The sequence below is a fragment of the Sulfobacillus thermotolerans genome (assembly GCF_039623705.1).
GTDB classification, from domain to species: Bacteria; Bacillota; Sulfobacillia; order Sulfobacillales; family Sulfobacillaceae; genus Sulfobacillus; species Sulfobacillus thermotolerans.
In genome coordinates this window covers 922,673-944,609 of sequence record NZ_CP133983.1, presented here as the reverse complement: position 1 = coordinate 944,609, position 21,937 = coordinate 922,673, and the positions used below count along the sequence as shown (strand labels likewise).

At 58.0% G+C, this 21,937-nt stretch carries 30 protein-coding genes; 1 reads left to right on the top strand and 29 read right to left on the bottom strand.

The features are described from left to right. Positions 1-110: 110 nt before the first annotated feature. From ORD20_RS04825 to ORD20_RS04795, 7 genes are all read right to left on the bottom strand, one after another. Positions 111-731 carry a metal-dependent hydrolase gene (locus tag ORD20_RS04825; RefSeq protein ID WP_103376760.1) on the bottom strand — a complete coding sequence of 207 codons (621 nt, stop codon included), beginning with the start codon at positions 729-731 and terminating at the stop codon, positions 111-113. A gap of 3 nt (positions 732-734) precedes the next feature. After that, entirely contained in the window at positions 735-1,172 is a 438-nt protein-coding gene (locus ORD20_RS04820) for a hypothetical protein (protein WP_103376761.1), read from the bottom strand. Positions 1,173-1,218: 46 nt separating this feature from the next. After that, a complete protein-coding gene (iscB, locus tag ORD20_RS04815; RefSeq protein WP_103376762.1) occupies positions 1,219-2,532 on the bottom strand; it encodes an RNA-guided endonuclease IscB in 1,314 nt (437 codons plus the stop codon). A 396-nt stretch (positions 2,533-2,928) separates the two neighbouring features. Next, positions 2,929-3,720, bottom strand: a complete 792-nt coding sequence (locus ORD20_RS04810) for a hypothetical protein (protein ID WP_103376763.1) — start codon at positions 3,718-3,720, stop codon at positions 2,929-2,931. Between the two features lie 19 nt (positions 3,721-3,739). After that, positions 3,740-4,621: a hypothetical protein gene (locus ORD20_RS04805; RefSeq protein WP_430626555.1), complete on the bottom strand. Its 882-nt coding sequence runs from the start codon at positions 4,619-4,621 to the stop codon at positions 3,740-3,742. 440 nt (positions 4,622-5,061) lie between these two features. After that, positions 5,062-5,313, bottom strand: coding sequence for a hypothetical protein (locus tag ORD20_RS04800; RefSeq protein WP_430626554.1), 252 nt, complete (start codon positions 5,311-5,313; stop codon positions 5,062-5,064). A gap of 766 nt (positions 5,314-6,079) precedes the next feature. Then, positions 6,080-7,390: an RNA-guided endonuclease InsQ/TnpB family protein gene (locus tag ORD20_RS04795; protein ID WP_103376767.1), complete on the bottom strand. Its 1,311-nt coding sequence runs from the start codon at positions 7,388-7,390 to the stop codon at positions 6,080-6,082. A 50-nt stretch (positions 7,391-7,440) separates the two neighbouring features. Here ORD20_RS04795 and tnpA point away from each other — a divergent pair, with 50 nt between their 5' ends. Beyond that, positions 7,441-7,857 carry an IS200/IS605 family transposase gene (tnpA, locus tag ORD20_RS04790; protein ID WP_103376768.1) on the top strand — a complete coding sequence of 139 codons (417 nt, stop codon included), beginning with the start codon at positions 7,441-7,443 and terminating at the stop codon, positions 7,855-7,857. Between the two features lie 98 nt (positions 7,858-7,955). On the opposite strand, the gene ORD20_RS04785 is transcribed toward tnpA, so the two are convergent. The 22 genes from ORD20_RS04785 to ORD20_RS04680 all read right to left on the bottom strand — a co-directional run bounded on the left by ORD20_RS04785 (position 7,956) and on the right by ORD20_RS04680 (position 21,898). Continuing rightward, positions 7,956-8,447: a hypothetical protein gene (locus ORD20_RS04785; protein WP_430626553.1), complete on the bottom strand. Its 492-nt coding sequence runs from the start codon at positions 8,445-8,447 to the stop codon at positions 7,956-7,958. 573 nt (positions 8,448-9,020) lie between these two features. Further along, positions 9,021-9,377, bottom strand: coding sequence for a zinc ribbon domain-containing protein (locus tag ORD20_RS04780; protein WP_430626552.1), 357 nt, complete (start codon positions 9,375-9,377; stop codon positions 9,021-9,023). A 355-nt stretch (positions 9,378-9,732) separates the two neighbouring features. Continuing rightward, positions 9,733-10,596, bottom strand: a complete 864-nt coding sequence (locus tag ORD20_RS04775; RefSeq protein WP_430626551.1) for a hypothetical protein — start codon at positions 10,594-10,596, stop codon at positions 9,733-9,735. After that, positions 10,556-11,245, bottom strand: coding sequence for an IS607 family transposase (locus ORD20_RS04770; RefSeq protein WP_103377028.1), 690 nt, complete (start codon positions 11,243-11,245; stop codon positions 10,556-10,558). The genes ORD20_RS04775 and ORD20_RS04770 overlap by 41 nt, the downstream gene beginning before the upstream one ends. Positions 11,246-11,551: 306 nt before the next feature. After that, positions 11,552-12,226: an SAF domain-containing protein gene (locus ORD20_RS04765; RefSeq protein WP_103373813.1), complete on the bottom strand. Its 675-nt coding sequence runs from the start codon at positions 12,224-12,226 to the stop codon at positions 11,552-11,554. 105 nt (positions 12,227-12,331) lie between these two features. Continuing rightward, the gene (locus ORD20_RS04760; protein ID WP_103373812.1) at positions 12,332-12,889 is read right to left on the bottom strand and encodes a hypothetical protein; all 558 of its coding nucleotides are present in this window, start codon (positions 12,887-12,889) and stop codon (positions 12,332-12,334) included. An 82-nt stretch (positions 12,890-12,971) separates the two neighbouring features. Then, positions 12,972-13,439, bottom strand: a complete 468-nt coding sequence (locus ORD20_RS04755; protein WP_103373811.1) for a hypothetical protein — start codon at positions 13,437-13,439, stop codon at positions 12,972-12,974. Continuing rightward, positions 13,420-14,013: a hypothetical protein gene (locus tag ORD20_RS04750; protein WP_103373810.1), complete on the bottom strand. Its 594-nt coding sequence runs from the start codon at positions 14,011-14,013 to the stop codon at positions 13,420-13,422. The genes ORD20_RS04755 and ORD20_RS04750 overlap by 20 nt, the downstream gene beginning before the upstream one ends. 116 nt (positions 14,014-14,129) lie before the next feature. Beyond that, positions 14,130-14,363: a hypothetical protein gene (locus tag ORD20_RS04745; protein WP_103373809.1), complete on the bottom strand. Its 234-nt coding sequence runs from the start codon at positions 14,361-14,363 to the stop codon at positions 14,130-14,132. Between the two features lie 141 nt (positions 14,364-14,504). Continuing rightward, entirely contained in the window at positions 14,505-14,738 is a 234-nt protein-coding gene (locus ORD20_RS04740) for a hypothetical protein (RefSeq protein WP_103373808.1), read from the bottom strand. 149 nt (positions 14,739-14,887) lie between these two features. Beyond that, positions 14,888-15,577, bottom strand: coding sequence for a hypothetical protein (locus ORD20_RS04735; protein WP_103373807.1), 690 nt, complete (start codon positions 15,575-15,577; stop codon positions 14,888-14,890). A gap of 53 nt (positions 15,578-15,630) precedes the next feature. Then, positions 15,631-15,852: a hypothetical protein gene (locus tag ORD20_RS04730; RefSeq protein ID WP_430626550.1), complete on the bottom strand. Its 222-nt coding sequence runs from the start codon at positions 15,850-15,852 to the stop codon at positions 15,631-15,633. 369 nt (positions 15,853-16,221) lie between these two features. Then, positions 16,222-16,410: a hypothetical protein gene (locus ORD20_RS04725; protein WP_103373805.1), complete on the bottom strand. Its 189-nt coding sequence runs from the start codon at positions 16,408-16,410 to the stop codon at positions 16,222-16,224. A gap of 220 nt (positions 16,411-16,630) precedes the next feature. Further along, positions 16,631-16,771, bottom strand: coding sequence for a hypothetical protein (locus ORD20_RS04720; protein ID WP_158246092.1), 141 nt, complete (start codon positions 16,769-16,771; stop codon positions 16,631-16,633). 321 nt (positions 16,772-17,092) lie between these two features. After that, complete coding sequence (locus ORD20_RS04715; protein WP_103373804.1) at positions 17,093-17,320, bottom strand: hypothetical protein; 228 nt, start codon at positions 17,318-17,320, stop codon at positions 17,093-17,095. Positions 17,321-17,876: 556 nt separating this feature from the next. Further along, a complete protein-coding gene (locus ORD20_RS04710; protein ID WP_103373803.1) occupies positions 17,877-18,092 on the bottom strand; it encodes a hypothetical protein in 216 nt (71 codons plus the stop codon). Between the two features lie 338 nt (positions 18,093-18,430). After that, positions 18,431-18,646: a hypothetical protein gene (locus ORD20_RS04705; protein ID WP_103373802.1), complete on the bottom strand. Its 216-nt coding sequence runs from the start codon at positions 18,644-18,646 to the stop codon at positions 18,431-18,433. A gap of 145 nt (positions 18,647-18,791) precedes the next feature. Further along, the gene (locus tag ORD20_RS04700) at positions 18,792-19,172 is read right to left on the bottom strand and encodes a DUF4406 domain-containing protein (protein WP_103373801.1); all 381 of its coding nucleotides are present in this window, start codon (positions 19,170-19,172) and stop codon (positions 18,792-18,794) included. Between the two features lie 319 nt (positions 19,173-19,491). Then, the gene (locus tag ORD20_RS04695) at positions 19,492-19,716 is read right to left on the bottom strand and encodes a hypothetical protein (protein ID WP_103373800.1); all 225 of its coding nucleotides are present in this window, start codon (positions 19,714-19,716) and stop codon (positions 19,492-19,494) included. A gap of 60 nt (positions 19,717-19,776) precedes the next feature. Beyond that, a complete protein-coding gene (locus ORD20_RS04690) occupies positions 19,777-20,418 on the bottom strand; it encodes a sigma-70 family RNA polymerase sigma factor (protein WP_103373799.1) in 642 nt (213 codons plus the stop codon). After that, positions 20,415-21,113, bottom strand: a complete 699-nt coding sequence (locus ORD20_RS04685) for a hypothetical protein (RefSeq protein ID WP_103373798.1) — start codon at positions 21,111-21,113, stop codon at positions 20,415-20,417. The genes ORD20_RS04690 and ORD20_RS04685 overlap by 4 nt, the downstream gene beginning before the upstream one ends. Before the next feature lie 128 nt (positions 21,114-21,241). Continuing rightward, the gene (locus ORD20_RS04680; protein WP_103373797.1) at positions 21,242-21,898 is read right to left on the bottom strand and encodes a hypothetical protein; all 657 of its coding nucleotides are present in this window, start codon (positions 21,896-21,898) and stop codon (positions 21,242-21,244) included. Between the last annotated feature and the right edge of the window lie 39 nt (positions 21,899-21,937).

The following is a 21,937-nucleotide window of genomic DNA, read 5'->3' as shown; positions in this document are numbered from 1 at the left end:
CACAGGGTCTTGGTCGGCATCGAGCGTAGGATCAATCCGGCAAACCCAGTCAGCCATTAATGTTGCCCCCTTTGGGATGACTCAGGCGAGTTGCGGAAAACCTTCCGCGCTCAGCCTGCCTTGACGCCGCGATAAATGAGTTCGCTACTACCTGCTGTAATCAGGCCCAGCCACGGATTCCAATAGACTAACCCCATGATGAGCCCCCATCGAAACACCGTTTCGGGCCATGTGCCCACCGTAATGTTGGGAATGGGACTTTTGATCCACAGATTCAACGGCCAGAACCACTGCACCCCTTTGGTGTTCAAAATGTCGACCAACATGTGACTGGCATATCCAGCGCCCCATCCGATCCGCAACCCCGGCCCCCAGATGTGGTCTAAGGCACTGATCCAGCCAGGATGCCCGATCCCTGCTCCCAGCGCTAGGAGCAATCGCCCCACCCCCGCAGCCCCCCACGGCAACAGAATCCACGTGGTCAGCATCAGCGCCACCACCGAATGGGCCACCCCCCGATGCCGCACCCACCCCGTCGATCGGGCAACCGACGAGGCGGTCGACGCGCCCAACAGATGGCGGGTCAGTAACGCTTGGGGATGATCTAAATCGGGGGCGAGGCCCCCCAACCCTCCCAGGATAACCAGATCAGGGGTGACAGCCGCATGGATCAGGGCCGCCGTGGTGACGGCGGCCCCCACCCCGGCCACAATATGCGTTTTGCCTAACATGAATTAGCCCCCTGCTCCGGAGACAGGAGGCGTCGTCGTAGCAGTCGAACTGACGGTCGTGGTTAAGTGGGTCGAGACTTGCGTTCCTACGTGGCTCCCAATCCCAATGAGTGCATTCACAACGCCGACCCACGCTCCCGACATGACCAACCCCACCACCACAAACCCGATCATAATGTCCAAGATGGTGGCAAACATTTTCGGAACGCCCGCGATGGTGTTGGTGAACCCGGGCGTATATGCTCCGCTTTTATCGTTACCGCCTTTGTAATGCGCAAACAACTCTTTCATCAACCGCACAATTCCCACAACCAAAACTACGACGCCAAACAACCCAATCGCCAAATTGGATGTTGACACCAAGAGACTGACGAGGCCGGTCCCCGTATGTGTCGTCGCGTGCCCCAAGGTGCTTGGTAGCACGTACCCTGTGGCTACCAATAGCTCATGTCCTCCCATCAGCAATCGGCGGCGGGGACCCCGGCGTTCAGGCCGGGGAGGAAGCCGCCTCCCTCCTTTCGAGATTTGCTAGTTTTTGAGCATACTGCCACCCGTCTCCGCGTTGGAGCAAATGGCAGGATCGCCAAGATGCCTCAATGCGAAGGCCGTCCGCCGTGGTGACGACAAAACGCCCGTCCGCCCGAACCGTCAAGCGTCCCGCCCACGTGCCAACCTGCTTACCCCGTCGCTTCTGTGTGCGAACAAGATCCCCGGTTCGAAAGCCGAAGTGGACTTTCTTGCCTGACAGATAGCGAATCGGGAACCCGTGCTTGTCCGTGCGACAGCGTTGACGGTTGCCCCGTCCCTTTGCGGTCCAAACCTGCACATACGCAGGAAGGCTGGTGAACCGATCGGGCGTGCTTTCGCCGGCGCAGAGTGCGTCGTAGTAGTGTTCCTTCGGGAATCCGTGGTTAAGCCGCTGCATCTTGGTTCGAGCACCCGACCCGGCTTCGACGGGCAATCCCGTAGCCTTGAGTTGTTCGTACAACCGCCACCGGGTGGCGTTCATCATCGCCACATCCTTGAGCGGCTTCCGGGCTTGCACCTGGATATCGGGATACCCGAACTCTTCGGCCGTCCGACTCCCCTTAACCTGGTTGCAGGCGTGGCACGCCAAGGCCAAGTTGCTGACCCGATCCGTCCCCCCGCGGCTCTTCGGAATGATGTGCTCCACCTCCAGCGGTACATCGGTGGCCCCGCAGTAGACACAGGCCCGCCCCCACTTTTCCAGCAGGTACTCCCGCACTTCGTAGCCCAACAAGGTGCCTTGCTGGTACTCGACTCCCGAGATTTCCGGGTTCTCCAGTTTCTGCGTGTCGAAGCGGACGTGCTCCACGCTGAGATCCGTAAAGGGAGCGAGCTTTCGGAGCTTCACTAGAACATGGAGGGTCTGATCCACCCGAGCCTCCAGGGACGGAGGGAGCCAGCCCGCCTTTCGCCGGCGGTTCTGAAACCGGGGCTTTCGATAACGGGTCTTGCGATGGCGGCGTCCGCGCCGGAGGGCTCGACGGGCATCCAGCTTGGCTTTGATGCCCGCTTTGTGGACAAGCTCCCCAAAGAATACAACCTTTGATCCTTTGGCCCCCTCCAAGACGAGGGCCACGCCCGTCGTTTTGCTGCCAGGGTCGAATTTGACGCGCAGCGGTTGGAAGGTAGATCCTTCCGCCGTGCGATCCTTTAGCCGGATCGTGAACGGAGCCATTTTATGAACAATGGCCCGCCCCCGTTCGAGCAACTGACGCGCACGCTTTTCGGTGCAGGACATCAACGGATTCTTCTGTCGGTCGAGGACAAAAACCATGATACGGCCTCCTTGCTACTCCCCGTAAGGGGCTCGTAACGCTTCCTTACGGAAGTCTCTCCTCGCCAAAGTTCGGTCGGGTCGATAACGCCTCGCACACGGCTCGCACTACCCTCAGCTGGCGTTTAGTGCGAAGCCCAGAAGACTTGGGGCTGGAGAAGCACCCCAAGGTCTGCACCGACCGAACGGAGTCTCGTGAAGAGACTAAGGCTGGTCAACCGTGGAGCTTACGACAAGCTCCGCCCTTCAGGGCGGGGTGGTTGACAGGCACGACAATAGATAGCAAACAACACGCACCGCCACGACTGTGGCGGTGCGTAGGGGCGGTCGACGCGAATGGGACCAACGGACTGGGATCCCTCGGCGTGGACGCCAGGACTTGACGCCCGGTGTTGGTCAGTTCGATGTAATGGTCACAATCGGATACGGACACGCATTCACATAGTACACTTCTCGGGCCACCCAATAGGGCGAACCGTCCGCGACGGTGTCCCACGTGATCCCGTCTTTCGTGGTGACGAGATAGTGCCACCATTTTTGCAGTTCTTGGGATTCAATGCCCCATCCTGGGCCGGGAATCAAGACCCCCACGGCCCCCAATTGCTCCATGTTGCCCCAGAGCACCGGCGCGGGTTGGGCTGGATACCCGGCTAAACTCGATCCGCCCGGTAAGTTCTTCGGAGCATTGAACGGAATGACCAACGCATTTTGCGACGGCGGCGCAATCCGCGCCACCCACCCGGGTTCCCCCGGTGCCAAGGTATCCCCTGTGAAGCCGACATCCGAATTCGGAGCCACCACCGACACAGGCGGGTTGGGCATACAGCCGTTGAAATACCAAGGGGTCACCGGCGTGATGGTCACGTAGCCCGCCGGGAGCGTCGGCGGCACAGATCCCGGCGGAGCACCTGCTGTCTTTGAGCCATTGGGACCGTGCGGATTCAAGGGTTCGAACGGCCCGCGACCGAGACTCACGTGATTCTGATTGACCGAATTGCTGAGGAGGGCACCCGTGCCCGTGACGGGGGAGATCTTGGAGGTGATGGTGGTGCCTCCTGTTGCGACCGTGCCAATCCCACTAGCGGCAAAAGCCATGCCGCCAGCAAATCCTAGACTAACCGCGAGTCCCCCGGCTAGCAATACTAGCTGGGGGACTCGCGGGGCAATAGGTGAGTGCTTATATTTCATAAACGACCTCCTTGGTGGTTTATGCCTGTACAGAATACACCCCCACCACATGGGAACGGGCCACTGCTTGCGAATCAGCCACGAACCATTGTCCACTGCCTTTCCCGTTCGACATATACTCCAGTTGTATCTGTGATTCCAGATAGTATTGGTTGCCGACCTCGTACTTACTGTGATCCCACGTGGCAAAGACCTTATGCACTTGAATCACATTCGCCAACACCATCGACCACTCGGGAGCTGGCATCCCGTTTGGTAATACACCTCCCTCTGTCTCCCAATTGGCAGCCAGTACACCTTGGGTCTTGGTTGTAGGTGTGAGCACTTGCGTCCACGCACTATAGGTGTACTGACGTTGAGGTGCATTTCCTAACGTCATGGAGGTTGTATAGTCTGGTTCGATCCCACTTCCAAAAGACTGCAATCCCGTCACATTGCTTACGGTTGGGTGAGCCGGGCCCAACACTAATTTCAAGGTTGCAGCAGGATCGTTACCGTTCTCGGCATTTGCAAACTCCGCCGCCACTTCCACGCCTTGCTCGAACACCGCCTGCGTCATGCCGGGGAAAGCGTGATGAGCTTCTATCACCGGCCAAAGGGCCTTCACAAACGCCGTGACGCCTTGGACGGAGCCGTTGGCGGGCAAATTCGGAATATGCACACCCGCTGCTGTGAGCGTCGCAGGAACCGTCGGACCGCCGTATTTCTTTTGCAAGGGGCCGTTTAAGGCTGTTAGGGTGAACGTACCCGCATTCGGTCCCGTCAATGCGACCCCCGGAATGTTGGCCGCTTCCTGCTGCAACATGACATCAATCCCGTGTTCGTCGTACTGCTCACTGCGTGCATCTTCGGAGTCGTTGTCTTTGCAGGGGGATGCGTCCCGGCCTGTTGGGTGCCACACCCCGCGAGGCCGCCCGCCAACAGAGCGGCTATGACGCTAGCACTCCAAAGTTTAATGGTGGTCATAATGATCTGCCTCCTTATTGGTGGTGCGTTCCCGCAGGGGATGCACAAAAAACGCGGGTGTTCCTAGCGTGAGGCATAGGAATGCCCGCGAATCCTTAGTTGTTAGGAAAATGATAACAAAAATGGCGGGTTGATGCAAGAGACAGCCGCTTGCGATGCATCAGGCATGGGCAGAGACACATGCGCCATGCCGCCCAGTTTCTGCCTTTTTAGCCAATTCCTTAATAGCGTGGTGATATCATGTTCCACGCGTGTTTTCTTCTGAAATGTTGTGATATGCTGAAGATAATTGGGTAACCGAGCTATCGTATCGAAGGGAGATCGATGATGAAGTATCGCGGCAACACTTTGATAATTGGAGGGCTAGGAGTCGGACTAGCTTCCTTGTTGTTGTCTGGGTGCGGATCGACCGTGGCTACGAAAGCTGCGCCGCCTCCCGTAACCTCTTCGACATCCACTTTTCCCCAGCCCCAACTGCCCTAGGCGTGCAAGGGCTCGATCGCGGGTGGCTTGGGCTTGATTGACGGCAGCGCGTAATTTGGTCAACGCGAGTTGATGATCCACTTCTTGCGCCGCATTGCTCACTGCGTTCATGGCTTTATCTTTTAGGCTTTTCCAATCAGGCATAAGGAGCCCCCCTTCCATATACTAGACATATGCTATTGTAGCAGAATGCGCATGTAGCGCACTCTAATCAATTCCTACAAGAATTGGTTCGTTCAGTAGCACGAGTGCTCCTTATTGGTGGTGCGTTCCTGAAGGGAGGCACAAAAACAACACCGATCTTCCTAGCGTGAGGTATAGGAATATCTGCGAGTCTTTTGTGGGTAGGAAAATTAAACAAAAGAGGCTGAATGATGTAAGGGTGTAAGGTCCGGCATCATACGCTGTCCGAGCGGGGCACAGAGGTTTTGCTGGACTTCTGAGGCCCCATGTGACTGCGGCGGAATCTCTGGGCCGCGAATCTAGAATGTCACTGGCGGCCCCGTGAGGAGTTCCTAAATCTTTTAGCAACACGTGTCTAACTATCGTCGGTTCGCCTTCGGCTAGTGGATACTTTGAGGCAAGACGCCAGGGGAAGTCTATAGATATTCCCCTGTCCATACTATGATCGCGTAACACCGTGGGCCGTTAAACGAAAGGTTAGCTACGGTTACTCCGTACGTCAGATTGCAGGGTTCGTAGACCGACAGACATTCGCCAAGAACACTCTAACCTTCGAGGATCCTCTTTACTTATCGACTATAGGCATTTGCTCCCATAGGCCTACAAAATAAAAGAGTCAAGTCGGTAAGATTAGATATCGAATTTTAGTTGATCGTCTACCGATTGCGGATGGCAAACCCTCACTTCTTCCTTGTTGTCGATATATCGAGAGTTGAACCTCCCCGCCCTAAAGGGCGGAGATTCTGGGGGAACCACGATGGCTGCGTCCACGGGCCGTGAGGCCCTGGTGTGCTGCACCGGATTCGCTATCGCTTATCCCACCAGCAATTTCCCGGGGTTCAGCCGGACTACGCCTTAACGTTCCCTGGAGGGGAACGGGACGGCGATACGTGATCCGTTGGGGTACCAAAAACTCCCCGGGGCGAATCTCCCCATGCATTCCCTTGTTGAGGATGTTCACCGCACCGACGCCATCGCGGTGGGCTCGATAGCCGCAAGCGCGACAATGGTAGGTGCGGCCTGCCACCTTGTTCAGATGGCCACACTGCGGACACGTTTGAGACGTGTACGCTTCACTGATCTTGATCAATTGGATACCATGACGCCGGAGCTTGTATTCGAGGTACTGTTCCAAACGCCCGAATTCCAATGCCCCAACATCCTGATTGGTCCGCCGGGATCGGCGGTGCCTTTTTTTGTGGTTGAGGGTACCGAGGGCTCCCGCGTACAGAATCGTAATCCCGTAAGCGACACAAAAGGCGACGATCTGATTGGCTGCATGATGGAGAGCATTGCGTGTCACGCGCTCGACTTTTTGACTCATGCGGTGTTGCGCTTGATTGAGCCGTTTGCGGCGACGTGACCCCGGTTGTGTCCGAGCCCGCTTTTTGCGAAGCTGAGCCTGCGCTTTGGCGCGGCCCTGCTTCACCGACCGCAGCCCGCGTCCGGAAATGGCCAAGGCTTCTTCGCCATCGGACACCATACCGAGATGAATGACGCCAATATCGAGCCCTCCCGCTTTGCTGGAGGGAACCGGCACGGGCTCCGGCATCGTGCGGGTGACGGTCAGATAGATCGTCCCATACCCCAACTCGGCTTGCACCATCGTACCGGTCGGCATGGCCTCCGGAAGATGCACCCGAATCGGTTCACGCCCACGCCCGAGGGGCAAAAGCAGAGACGAGCCTTCCTTTTTCAGCGATTGGCCTTTGAAAATCGGGTTGAAATAGCGGCGGAATCGCCAGGGATACCGGGCCTGCTTATCGCCCTGTTTTCGTTTCGTGCGCACCCCGTCGATCGTGGCGCAGAACTTTTCGATGAGGGCTTGGACGGTTTGCGAGTGCAGGGGGAAGCGTCGTCTGAAATGCGCCTTGAGTTGGGCTTCGGTGGGCCATCGCCAATGGCGCCGTCGACAGAACCGATGGATTTTCACCAAGCGGGTCCAGAGATCACCCGCCGCCCGCCGAGCCGCCGTAGCCTTGGCCCACTCAGTCGGCGATAAGGACACCCGATAGGTGAAGACGGTCGTTTCTTGCATGGAATCCCGCCTTTCTTGACGAACCGTTACGGCTATTATACACTTGGTCTATGGCTACTTCAAGCGACTATCGCACTGGCCGACATTGCGTCTTCAACCTGCATGTGCATTTGGTGTTCGTGGCCAAATATCGGAGGCTGGTCTTCACGAAAGAAATCTTGGAGGACCTGCGAGCCATCTTTTCCGACGTGTGCCAGGACTTCGAAGCGACCTTGGAAGAATTCGACGGCGAGCGGGATCATGTGCATTTGCTGATCACCTACCCGCCGAAGGTGGCCATTTCTCGCTTGGTGAATAGCCTCAAAGGCGTCTCCTCCCGCCTGATCCGGAAGAAGCACTATCCCAGCATTGAGCGAGCGCTGTGGGGGGGCAGCCTCTGGTCCCCCAGTTATTTTGCCGGATCGGCTGGAGGAGCACCCCTCTCCATCATTCGGCAATACATCGAACAACAGGAAACCCCGGATTGACTCCTGCGGAGTCAGCGCCTTGTATCTCCGCCCTGAACGGCGGAGTTTTACGGCGCATTCTGATAAACACGTTAGAGTCTAAACAGATGATCGGCGCCTTACTCATGGTTTTTTTTCCACAACTGATAGGTAAGTTCACCAGAAGGCTGCTTGCCAAACCAGTCTCGTCCAATGCCAAAAAACTCCTCCAATGGCACATCCGTGGATTCAGGAATCAATGTCAGTGTATCTACCGTCATCCGTATGGGATGTAAACCGCGATAGACGATCCGTCCCTTTGCACGCGCTGTCTTTCCTAAACATTCTATAACGGTCAGCTGAAGTTCTTTTGGAAACTGTACCTCAACGCGCTTACCACTAACACTCAACCATAAAACAAACTCATGTTTACGATATACCGTAACAGAGCCTAACGTTCCTTCTAGAATCCCCTCTGCTATACTGTCGCGAGGCAACTGTTCCAAGATCTTCTTGGCTGTTGCTGCCATGGAGATAAACGGTTCCTCGTTGATCCCTAAATGGATCTCCACTCGTTCCGACAACCGGGCAAAACGACGAAAAATCCGTTCCTCGGCGGAATCAACATGCATTCCCTCACATCTAGAAAGAGAAAGCCGTCTCGCCGTAGTATACACTCGTCGCGCAGCACGAAGAACAATCGGATCTGGGGAGATGGGAGCCAAAACCATAGTCGGCAAGCTGTGATGCCAGTCACGCAGTATCCAGTGGGTTCGGCCTTGCGCCGGTGCATATGGCTCTTCTTCCGCTATTGCCAACCAATAGAGCAATGTGCGCGAACCCGTGGTATCAGCAGCTGCCCAATTCTTGGGACAAATATGGACAACCGCTATTCACGGCAGCCCCTTTCCGGAGGATCCTCGTGTGGAGGAAGAGCGGCTTACGAAGCGACTATCCGCTCCATCCCGGTTACTCCGGCCATTTCTAGCCGGTTGCAGGGTAGAGCCATCGATGCTGTGAGGTACGAAGCCTCTGCTTCTACACCGATGGCCCTGCCGGGGGAGAACCACTGGCCTCCCCGCCGTTTCCGGCATCCCCAGGCCGCTGATGACCGCTTGCCGCCTGTTTGGTGGTTAGCCGGTGCCCTTCTGGGCATCCCCCAAGGGGAAAACGGACCTCCCGATTCTCTGGTATCCGAACAGGGACTATGCCACTGTCCGGTTCGGGCCGGTTTTCGTCGCTTTTACGTTCCGGTTCTTCCGGCGAGTCGTGACCTTGCCCTGGGCCTCCCGGATCTGCTGCTCATGCCGCAATGTGGCGATGGAGGGGAAGATCTTGAGCCATTTCTTGCGCAGGTTCAAGGCCCCCACTAGGTCGGCATTGCCGCCCCAGCCACAGGCGTAGCAGCGGAACACGTCCTTGCCCCGGCGGTGATGGCGGGTGGCTTCGCAGAACCGGGCTCCGAGATGGCCGCAGCGAGGGCATGCCTGACTGGTGAACTGGGCATCCCGAGTCACGACCAGGATCCCTTCGTGCAGAGCCATGTGCCGAACCCAGCGCATGATCCCCCCCGCATCCAGTAGGATCGGCGGAGGTTCTGCCGCTTCATCCAGCCGGTGCGCTTGGGGTTTTTCATGCGGGACAGGGCCTCAAATACGATGACCCGGCTGCCGTGCCGTTTGGCGAAATCGACGATCTGGCGGGCGACCTGGTGGGCGATGGCGTCCTCTCTGTGCTTGAGATGCTCCCAGATCCGGTGATTCGCCTGGCGCTTGGGTGGGTCCCCCCCCCGTCTTCCGTTGCCGGACGGCGATGGCCTGGAGCCTGCGGAACCTCCGCTGCTCGTGCGGCCGTCGGGAACGAAGAGAGTGCCTTTCACTTTCGCGCCATGAAACGCCACTGCTACGGCCAGGTTGTTCACGCCCAGAGATCCACCGTGGTCACCGGCAGATCGGGATTTTCCGCCAGCTGGTCTTTCGCCCGTTTGACGCGGATCGGGGTGGCCAGGGGCACGTGGAATCGCCAGCGTTTGCCATCATGAAAGAGGGTACCCGACTCCATGACGGGAATGCCGTCCTGTTGCCTCCCCTCGGTGGCCAGCAAGGTTTGGGCTTCCTCGTCCCGGCCAGCCTTCTTGATCATCCGCGCCTCGGCCCGCACCGCGTCCAGCCGGGCCTGCTCCGTTTCAGCTATCGCCAGCATGGTGCGCTGGTAGGGAGCGATGGCGACCGGGTACCCCTCGAATCGCCAAGATTGACCATCCCAAACTTTCACCCGCAGGAAGGAACGGGTTTCTTCTCGCACCAGAAGGCCCATGCCCTGGTAGAGCGTGACGGGCATCGAGCGGACAGTGGGGATGGCAGGAGCCTTCCCACGACGGTGTTCGGGCAGGGATTCCCAACGTTTGCGGTTGGCGCGATAGCTCTTCGCGATGCCGATGGCGCGGTTGATCGCCGCGCGGCGGAACACCACCGGAGCATCCTCCGCACCAGGAACATTGGAGAGAGGATAAGAAGGATGGGTATGGGCCGGAGTGGATACCGTGACAAATTCCAGCCGGGTAAGGATGTCTTTGCTGGTAGGGGCACGTTCGGAAAGGATTTCGCCGGTTGCGGGATCTACCTTGACCACCGTGTCCCAGAATAAGGGGGTGGTCAGCAGGATGTTCAGGTAGAACTGAACCATTTGGGAAAACAGGGCCTCCGTCGACTCCAAAGCCTCCAGTTTGCCGGGATTGGCGTCAAGGAGCGGCAGAATCAGGGTCTTCATGGCTATGGCCAAAGGGGGATTCACCGCCTTTCTCGTGGTGCTCTTGAATGGTATCCGTGATTTTCTTCCGGAACCCCTTGCTCCGTCTACCGTAGAGCCGGGCGGAGAACACCGTCAGGATGGTGATGAGATCACGGGTCAGTTCTTCCTCGAAGGATGCCGGAGGCATATCCCGCGCGGTTTCCACCCGGACGTCAAAGGCCCGGAGATATTCGGTCAGGTAGCGATAGCCAAAGCGCGCCAACCGATCCGGGAATTCAATAAGGAGCACATCAAAGCCCCGTTTTTCAGCTAGGTGCAGGACGCGCCAAAGACCACGCCGTTTGTCATTGATGCCGGATGCCTGCTCCGCCACCACCAACACCGGATCATAGCCGCGTTTTTGGGCCTCTTCCAGGAGCCTTTCTTTTTGGCGCTCCAGGTTTCCGTCACGCGACTGCTTTGCAGAGGACACACGCGCATAGACGACACATCGGGTACCGAATCCCACCTGGCGTTTGGTGAGAAGCCGCATGATTTGGTCGGAACGATAACGGCGATACCCCGTAGGAGTTCGCTCTGACTGGATCGTTTTCGCCAGTTCCCATCGCCGCAAGGTCTTAGGCGTAACGCCTAGAATCTTTGCCGCCTTGCCAATGGATAAGTATTCTTCCATGTCCATAGTTTACCACCCAAAGGCATAGAAAGGCAAGGGTTGTTGCAGGTCCTGGCCACTCACCCCAAGTGCCTAGGAGAAAAGCCAACGCATAGGCAAGCTTTCGATCTGGTGAAGCACAGCCATCATACAGGTTTCCTGTCTCGCTATATGTGGAACCTGCCCATGTCTTTGCGTCATACAGTGAATCGAATTCTTGATTGTCATGTTCCCATCGCACATAGTTGACTTCTTCCGTGTTTTATCGTCATGGTCGCCTTTGGTCCTCGAAAATCACGTGGGTTCGTCCTCCAACCAGGAGCCAACACGCGTTTACCGTTTGCTTGATGGTTTGGACCCCGACACCGCCGAAGTCGACGTCGCTGCGGGTGTGGCGTTACCATCTCCGGCGATGAGTCCTGTCACATACCATTGGGTCGCCGGATGCCCGCCCATATTCGCCAGAACCAGCGTACTGCCCACCAGAGCGGCCGCCGCGACGGTCGGGGCCTCAATCAGAATGGTTTCGCCCGTGTTGGACGACAACGATCCGCTATTAACTGGGGCCATGACATTCAAGACTTTCACCCCCGTCGCATCGAGTGTCCCGCCTTGTTGTCCATTTTGCACGGTATAAATGGCCACACGGCTTCCCGGAACGACGTTTTCCGCGTTGGTCACGGGCACGCTTAACGGCAAGGCGACAAATTGCGACGGCACCGTTAAGTTCAGTCGCTCGCTCGCCACCACCGGCACGCCTGGGGAAATCGGGGACGCGGGCACAAACCCCACCAATTGAGCCTTCGTTAAGAAATGACTTTTGAGCGCCACACTCGCCGGCAGGGTGATGGTGGTCACGGCGGACGCGGGAATGGCGACGCCCGCCTTCGCTGGGCGAGATAACACCCCGACCGCCACTTGATGAGCGGGCTGCGACAACGCCAAGGACGCCCCCAAGCCCGCCACGGCGACACCCGCCGCAATGGCAATACGTAGGGATTTTTGCATGGTTATTTGCAGGGAGCAGGCTCACTCGTCCACCTGTGTCCGGGATGCCCCCTGCTCCTCCTTTCCGAATCTCAAATGTTGTACTCGTGCCTTTAGGCGTGGGATTCATGACGACGGCCCTTGAATGGCATTGCTATACCCCAAATTGACCGTGGTGGTCACTTGCGCTACGATTGGAAGCTGTAACCCCCAAAACGGGCGCGGGTCCATCACGGCGGTGGCGGTGTAATGGTTATGGCCGTTGTTGACCAAATTCACATCGACGACGCTAGGCACCGCCAATGCCGCATTGACTGGCACGCCCCATCCCCCTTGGGCGCACACGTCGGGTGCCCCCGAGATGGGTTGGCAGGCCACGCTGCGTGTCGCCCCTAAAGCACTCACGGACGCCGTTTCAAAACTGGATGCCGTGGAGGTCGCATCCAATTGAATCTGCCCGGCACTCTCTTGTTGGAAACTTTCAGCGGCTGCCGACTGCACTGCGGACGTGAGGGCTAACTTCAACTCACTATATTCTCCATGCCACCGGGCGATCAGCACGGCCCCGATGACCGCCCATAACACCACCATCGAAAACCCGATCTGAATCACCCACAAGGCAACCCCCCGAGGGCGCATATCCCGGGAACGGGAGTGTATGACCCGGCCCACCGTCTGTCGCATTCCATTCGCCTCTTTTCTGTTCTAACGGGTCTCGGTTTTGTTGGGCCAGCCGCCCCATTCAGACGCGAGTTTTAGGCATCCTTTAACTCCCCGTCGTCGGAGGGGTGGTACAGGTTGGCGTCCCTTCGTTGGCTTGGCTCGGTGCGGTACTAAACATTTGTCGTGTCGTGGTGAAATGGATCGGCTGACCGGTGGGCCCGGTACCGGACCATCCAGCGACCGGAAAACTCAGGGTCACAACAATGGGCTGCCCGTACGGCGTGTACGCGGCCGTTGCGTCGGTGACGTGAACCTGCGACGGCGGCAATAATCGGGCCAACGGGGCCAGTCCGTGATTCAGAGCCGTCGTGCTCGCCGCGTTCCAACAGCCGGCACTCGCCACGGTGGAGGCCACCGCATTGGTTGTAGTCTCGACCTCCATATACGTAATCCCCACGATCCCCGCCCATAAAGCCACGGGAAATATCGTAAAAATCACCACTAAGCCTAAGATATTGGCAGTGCTGGCTCCCCCGTGAGGAAGCCAGCGGTTAGATTTGCGGCGTTTCACACGACACCTCCCCCAACGATGCCTCGCGATAAAAGTCCTCTGCCGTCACCGTCGCCTGCCCCACTAAGGTTGCGTGCAACAAGCGCACGCCGATCCAATCGACCGTAATCGGCAACCCCACCCGTACGGTCAACAGGGGATCGAACTGACTCCCCACATAAATGGATCGCCCGTTTTGACTAGCGGTGGATGTGAGGCTCACGGTAGGCGTCCCGCTCGTCTTGACGGTCTGCACGTCGCTCGCTACCACCTGTGTGACGGCGCTGGTCCAACACCCATACGTCGCGACACCCTGAGCCGCATCATACGCCGCTCTTTGTGCGGCTTCCCATCCTCGTCCCACTTGCACGAGGCTCGTTAAGCCCGACAAAATTAGCCCGAATACCGCGATCCCCGCAATTAAATCAAGGGCGGCCCCAGGACTGGACCCCCCGCGTGGCTCCCACCGCCGACGGTGTGTGTCGGTGTGGGAGGCCACGACCCGGGATCGATCAAGTACGGAGGGGTCACGCCGTGGCTGACGATCCACCCCCCGACGACGGCGAGCCCAATGAGGCCAATGAGGATAAGCCATTCTTCGATCACACTCCTATGCTGAGTCAACGGCAGCGCCCCCTTGCACCCCAAATAGTTGAACTCCCTAAGAACGACCAGCGCTCCGAGGGAGTTCAACGCCCCACGATTTTGTTGTTAAGCGGCGGTTGAACTGTTGGCCCCGTTCAGTAACCCGGTAAAGTTACTCAAGACATTCGACAAATCCGCCGACCCACCGCCCTTGGTCCACCAGAGAATAATGGAGCCAATGATAATCACGGCCAGCACCACCCACAAAATCGGCCCAACCGACCCGCCCCCTCGTGCGGTCTGAGACTTGACGGCCCAACGGCTTTGGAGCCTGGCGAACCACCACGCAATCGGCGTCATAACGGCACTCCCTTCCCGATCTCGGATTGGTCTGGCATTGAACTTGTACGGGCCGTATCGGGAAGATCGGCGCTGACACGACCGCGCAAAAAGCCCCTCCCCGCGACAGACGTGTATCGTGCGTCGCGGGGAGGGGAGCGGTTAAGCGGCCGTCGAACTGCTGGCCCCGTTCAACAACCCCGTGAAGTTACTGAGCACATTCGACAAATCGGTCGACCCACCACCTTTAGTCCACCAGATGATAATGGATCCGATGATGATCACCGCCAGCACCACCCACAAAATGGGCCCGACCGATCCACCGCCCCGTGCTGCGCGTGACTTCGCCGCTAAGCGGCTGTGCATCCACGCATACAAAACAACTAGTGTCTTCATGGAGTTCCCCCTTCTATTTGTCACTCATCCGTGAGATTTATCGCTCATCCGTGAGCCATGTCGGGGCGCGTCCTCATGCGCCGCGCAAAAATAAGAGGCCAAGGCGTGTAGCCTTCGGCCTCTATGGCCAACTCGTGTTAGTGTCCGGCTTAGCACTTCTGATGACCGCTGCTCCAAGGGGCCTTTAACCGTCCCCCATCGAGGGGCACGGTAACCACGTGCCACACGGCGGGATCGGCAAGACTTGGTCCGTGCCGTGGAACCACCCGCCCAAACATTTTGCGCTGAATAGCTGGGAGAGCTCGTGCCTCCCGGCGAGGCAGGACTGTGAAAGGTGTGCCTACGGTGACGTACCCTAATGCCTCCGGAGGCGAACCAATCGTCGAAAACGTATGGGAAACAAGCACCCATTGCGGCGGTTCGGCGGCCTGTGCATAGACCGCATCCCATTCAGCCCGACGCTGAGACGCAAACGCGTGGGGAGACGGCCACTGCATTTCTTGGGTATGGCGCTCAAAATGCGGTACATCCGCCCAATGCGTGGGATCGCCCCATACCGCTCGTTCCGTCGCTCGCCGGACAGCCCAACTCGTCGGTTCAAGAAAAAACGTGTCCCAACCGTCTCGCCGCGCCCGCTGCAACGTCACGAGACGCTCGCCCATAATGATTAGGGCGGTTACCGTGAAAGCTCCCAAAACCCCCGGCATCTTAGCCACTAGCCATCCAGGAATTCCCACGGTCAGTAGCATCACTGGAACCAGCCATCGTCCCAGCCGATCGCGTTCTAAATCACTCCACACCCACGCCCATGGTTGAAAATACCACGTGTCTAAGCGCACAACTTGATCAGCCCTTCACCACAACATATGTCGGACACGAAGAACGCTCCGGTTCAATCAAGCCGAAACTCCTCGCCGTATCCGCAGGCCATCATACACACCAACCGCCCGTCTGCCCATTTCTCATCGTCCCCATCAGACGTGACGACGACGGCGGGTAGATAATGTTTAATCACAATGAGCGCGGCGGTGACGGCGATGTCGTAGGGCTTAATGTAATGTCGGGCTGGCCCTCGCCGTACGCATCCCCCAACGGAATACCTTGGTCTTGGCACATGCAAAAGTCACGCCTCCTTGATATAGAATGGAATCAGTTGAGTTCTCCTTTCCGGGCCGATGATCGCCATGGTGCAGCGCATGGCAGATTAGAATGGGGAGTTCCCCTGGCAGGGTGGGCGTGAGCAAGCAGCGGCGTCAGCAGTTGAATCGAAAGCGCCGCCAAGCGCGGGGCCAACCACTGGCCCGTGGGATCCCGCAGCATATCGGTTTCGCATCGAAGTTCGACGGTAGCCCGTCAGAATCGGGTGGAAATATTCGGGCCAAATGTTGAGAACGTAAATTATCAGCACGATCCTTTTGTGTGTGAAAAAAGGCCCGGCCGCTATCAGACGGGCCGGGCGATCTGTTGACGGGGGAGAGAGTGATTAAGCGGGCGGCAACACATCGAGCAACGCCGTGACATGTTCTTGCAGATCATCAAGCCAAGCACGTACGGTCGTAGCGTCGACAGGTCCATCGCCCGGGTGCAGGCCGTGGAGATAGAAGGTGAGCACATCGGTGGCGTGGGTATCAGGCAGCGCATGAAGTAAGGCGTCGAGCGCGTCAGTTGTCATCGAAATCACCTCCAGAAGAATACGCCGGAATCGGCGCTTGAGAACAGTATAACGAATCGAGAGAGCGTTGTCTTAAGGCGTCGGCACAAGAGATGCCGACGCCGATCATCCCAAGATCCAAGCGCCAGACGCAGGCGGAGAGCCGGAGGAACGGTCATCTCCGTCGTCGCGGGGTCTCCCTCCGCGTGGGCATAGGCGAACCTCCCGGGTAGGCGCCCTATCATGGGGAGTTGGCGTCCGCTTGTGCGAGACGATATGACCGCTGAAAAATGATGGTCGTGATTTCAGCCCGCACACGGAGCGGAGACCATTCGGCCACGTGATAGTGATGACTGGCCAATGTCAGAATGCCTCGTGCCACCCGGCTCCTGATCACAATGATCACAAAGCCGTGTTCGTTGGAGTTTGAGACTGGGATCCTTCAGCGTAAATCTAAGACAAGTTTTGTGGCGCGGCACAGACGAGACCGGGACAAGGGATGCACATTTCAGGCCATTTTGGGGCAAGCAAAGCAATAAAATGCCCGAGTACCCTGCGAATTTTCTCGTATGGTACAGAATTGGATGCGGTTTGTCAACAGACTCCCGGCATCCCCCGCCTCTCCGGGTTCGACTTCGACGATGAGAGAAATGCTAGCCCCCTGCGGGACATGGCGTCAACGAACCGAATGAGCCGTGCGAACTCAGACGGGGGGCATCGCCGGGTGGACTAAATACGGGGCAAACAACCCCACGTTGCGGCCCCACACTGCCCAAAATCCGAAGGCACTGACGATCAAGAGACTTTGCAGAAAGCGCCCCCACGGGTGGGGGAGCAACGGTCCGTAGCTTTGCCAGACAATCCACAAAAAGGCGATGCCTGCTGCGCTATCCCAAATATCCATCCAATTGAGCCAATACACCTGCCACATGGCCGAGCCTCCTGTTAGTGGGCGGTGGAAAAGCCTTGGGCACCACCAGATAAATTTGGCAGCGTCAAGGCTTTCTATCAACCTAGGAACCATGTATCAACGCTCAGCGATACCTAATTCTCTGCATCCATCTCCCATCGCCCCAACTGATACAGGCTCTCCAAACGCCTGCTTATCTGATCTCGAACACACGGCCCGAATTGGTTTGGGCAATCCGTCTCAGGTGGCACCATGCTGGCATCAGCCGTGGCGGAGGGCCTGTGGCACGGAATCGGGGCCCAATAACACGCGGGCCACGACTTGTGCAACCGCCTCCGCACACTCCCCTACCACCGTAGTCCGTTGCGTGATCAGATCCCAATGACTAAATCATTCCCGATAATGAGCCCCCTGCACGGTATAGCCGGTTCCGGTTACGGCCACGAGCACCCCGACAAATTGCGCTGACTTGTTGCGCATCTCCGGCAGATCGACGGTCCAATGTAGGCACGCAACACTCCTCTCACAGGCCCCGTGCCAACAGCCGTGGGCACGCCCCCAGACCCAGAATGAAACGTTAGAGGATGGCAATCCACTCGGAACGGCGTTGCTCCCCCACGTAAAAACACGCGAACACATGCAACGGATCCTCAGGCGTCCCCGCACCGGACACTCTTAATTCGGGTGCGGTACGCGCCAACGGATCGGTAATCCCAAACGCTTTGCACACTTCGTCGATCATCACCGGATCGTCGAATACTCGATTCAATTCCCCGTTAAATTCTAAGCGCATCGTCTCGTTTCTCCTTACTGGCCGTCTGCCCCGGCTCGTTCTACATCAGCTGTTGCCAACTGCTGAGCTCATTGTCGAATGGCGCGAGCAAGACGGGGATCTTTTGGATCGTCGCGTCGGATGATCTCCAGTGCTGAGCTTACCCCGACACTCCGCCCTGACTAACGACATTCTCATCTCAGCCCGCGCCGACAGCGCATAAAAAAAGGCCCCGAAGGGCGTCGAAACGCCGGAACCCAATGGATACCGGATTTGACAGGATTTTTGTTTTGGCAGGGCAAGATGATTTCACTCAGTCCCCCCGGGCCGTGCGCCTCGCACGACCCGGGCCACCCCAGCTAATACCCTGGCAGGCGCATTTCCCGCACAATCTGCGAGCCGTGCAAGAGGCGAAAGCTCACATAGTCCACGGGGTCCGCGAACGTGGTGCCCCAGATTTCCAAGGTATCTGCCGTGTCCCCCGCTGTCGCATCCCACCCGGGGCCAAACGGCGGCGGTTGGGTAATTGCGGCCCGAATAGCGGCGGGATCCGTCAAGCGTCGCAAACAATACACGTATGATTCCCCCTTTGTACCACTAGTATGCCATACGGAGGTGCTGAACCAAATAGGCCGTTTCCGGGTAGAGCAAAACCAGTGACCGGCGCGGTTCTTGCGACAAGCCCACGCATCCCTCATCCCCTGCGGGATCGCCCGATCCTTATTGGCTGTCGAGGATCCGTGCCACGGAGGCCGCAGACGCGGACCACGTAAAGCGGCGCGGAATAAACAATGGCGTGAGGGCGTGCCAAGTAAAGACGGTATGCACGCGCAAGCCGAGCCGCCGAGCCAAACGCACTTCGAGGCGCGCGCCACGCGAAGCTTCCCATCCGGGCAAGACAGCTACGGCCTCCGCGTGTGTTGTAAGAGTGTCTAGTCCGACGCGCATGTAATCCGCCCACGTCCACGTCGGGTGTAGGCCAATGTCCGCAGGGTTGAGGATGGTATACCCCGCGTGGCGTAGAGCATCCGCCGCCGCAAAGAACGCGGGGTAGTTATAGTCGGGGTAGCCGGTCATCGGTCCGGCCAAGTAGAGGCGCATGCGTGCTCCGCCTTTCTGTTTGGATTTCGGAATATCTCTCTACGGTTGACACTTCCCATGCTTAACGCTAGGGATCGCACGGCGCATGCCGAGATAAACACAACCGACTTTGAGGCCCCTGCCGTGCCCGCTCCTCTTGGGGAATAAAAGTAACCCCCTTCGTGTAGAAGGGGATGCAGGTTTTGTGGGATCTTGGCGTACCCGGGACATAAGGTAGCCGCCCGCTCACGGGCTTATTGTTGAGGATAGTATGACTCGAATTCCTCGATCCGTCAAGCTTCTTTGGGATTCGCGATGGCGTGTAGAATATCCGGAGATGTCAATCGATGGCCGTGCCGTCCCATCGGTGATAGTGGAGCGGTTCTTCGCCCGTATCTGTATAGGTGCGCAAAACAAAGCATTGATACACGTCATGCCACTCGACCACTGCTGCGGGAATTCCGTTAATTTCAATGGTAATGCCGGGGTAGGGTTCGCCTGGTCCATCAGCCCACGCAGTAATCGTGCCTTCAGGTGTCTTGACATTCACAGAATTAGCAGTCATGGCACTTCAGATCCTTTCACCTTCCAAACTACGTCAGAGCAGGACGGTTGTCCGTGATATCTAACCCCTCGTTTCGTCGTATAGCCACTGACGGGCCTTCCGGCGAATTCGTTGGCGAGTGTTGTCCACTTGTTTGCAAGTCAACCCGCGCGTTCGGGCTGTGATGCGCACAGGTTCGTGACGCATAAGCGGAATCAACACCCGCCACTCGGTTGGCGTTAAGCGTTCGGCCAAAGCCGTTAATACGGTAACGAGTGTGTCTCGTTGAATGACGATCGCTTCGGGATCGGGACCCGGAGCTGCAATTCGGTCGGCCACGGTGATGGGGTTATCTTCCTCGGAATTGCTCACCGTTTCCAACGAAATAGCTGTATCAAAGACCAATTGGCTATACCGTCGGCTGCGCCGTATCACGTTGGCCATTGCCCGACGAACCACTACCGCCACCCATCCCTGCACGGGTAATCCCCGCGAGGCGTCGTAGGATTGCACCGCTTGCCACAGAGCCAACCGCATCCACTGCTGGATATCGTGCTGATCAGCCCCAGCCACACGATAACGCCGACTCGCCCGGCAAAGCCACGGATCGTAGCGGGCGTAGAGCGCATCCCACGCGGTCTCGTTCCCTGCTTGATACCGTTGGACGAGATCCGCGTCAGACCACGAGAGCGTGGGACCCGCTGTGGGCGGATCGGGCCTCATTGGATCGCTTGCTCCACCCCGCGTCGGGAACCCGACACGGCGGTCGCGCCGGGAATCAGTTTCGTCATTACCCCGGCTTTGTTGGCAAACACCCAGGTCGGAAAGTCCGAGACGCGCCAGGCCTCTTGCGTCGCGGGAGGCGCCACATAGACGTGAACAGACGGAGGCACATGATACTGGTGGACATAGCGGGTCATCACCTGCTCCATACCTTGTGTGGTTAAGGCTCCGCCGGTGCCATCGTGCCCCGAAAACGGCGGATTCAGGGGGCCGGGATCGGCAATCCCCCCTTCGGGGGAGACATCCACGATGTCGAAGGTTACCTGCGGCAACGTGTTCACTAAGTGGGGAATGACATAGCGATCTTCATATCCGCAATAGAGACACCATGACGCCATGACCAAGACCACCGTGCCATGAGATCCATGAGCTAACGTGGTGGTGTGGCCGTGTAACGTGTCCACCGGAAACGCCCACAGGTGCGTAGTGTGCAACACCGCAGCCAACCCTTGAGCAGGAGGTGGGGAAGACCGCGAAGGATTTCGGGTGACCACTTTGGGGGCGGACGCGGTGGGGGCGGGTGAACGACTTAAGACACCCAACGCGAAGCCCCCCGCTAACAATCCTAGGACTCCGACCGCTAAAGCGGCGATTGGCAGGGCTTGCGATGCCAATGAGGATGGAGACGATGACATAGTTTTGGACTCCTTTCAGCGCGCAGCCTTCGTCAACGAGGCCGCACGCTCATTCCTATCACAGAGGCAACAGGGTGCCGAAAATCGGCGCCCTGTTGCCTCTGTGTCCCTAGATGCCAGGCCCTCCGCTACGATGCCACGTGGTGCCAAGCCATTCGGGTAACCCCCACCACTCCGATCATGTGCCCGACCGCCAGCAGACCCAACCAGACGCCCAACGAGACTGATGCCAGCCCCCTAGCAATAGGGGCGAGGGGGGCTAGAGCATGCGGCATCACCCGCGACATCGTGGTCAGGTCATGGTTCCCCCCGGACACGGCAAAAAGTCCCCACACAGTGATCAGCGTGACGGTGAACGAGACCACCCATTGCAAGGACATCCCCACGCGCTGTTGAGCGGCGCTCAGCACGGAAAAGGGAACATTGTAGTCATCGTCCCAAACTCGGAGCGTGTGCAGATAATAAGCAAAAACCCACACAACGTGTATTGTCAAGACCAGCGACGCCTCAATGATCGCTCGACTCGTCAGGGCGGCGGGGTCCGTTGCTATAATGAATACGGTGCCGCCAATCCATATCCATGCGATCCATTTGAGGCGACGAGGCCACCATCTCGCCACCACAGCCCCAGTTCTGTCCGCCCTGCGCGGTAGGGGGACGGAGAGGCGAGGCGTGGAAGCCGGGAGGCCACGCCCCGAATCAGACCACGGCGTCAGCATGGTATCCAGATCATCGAGAGTCCGATCGGTCGGCCCTGGCGTGTTGATATCACGGCGGTCATTCATCGTACTACCACTCCCCCTATTAGGTTGTGAGCCTCCCCA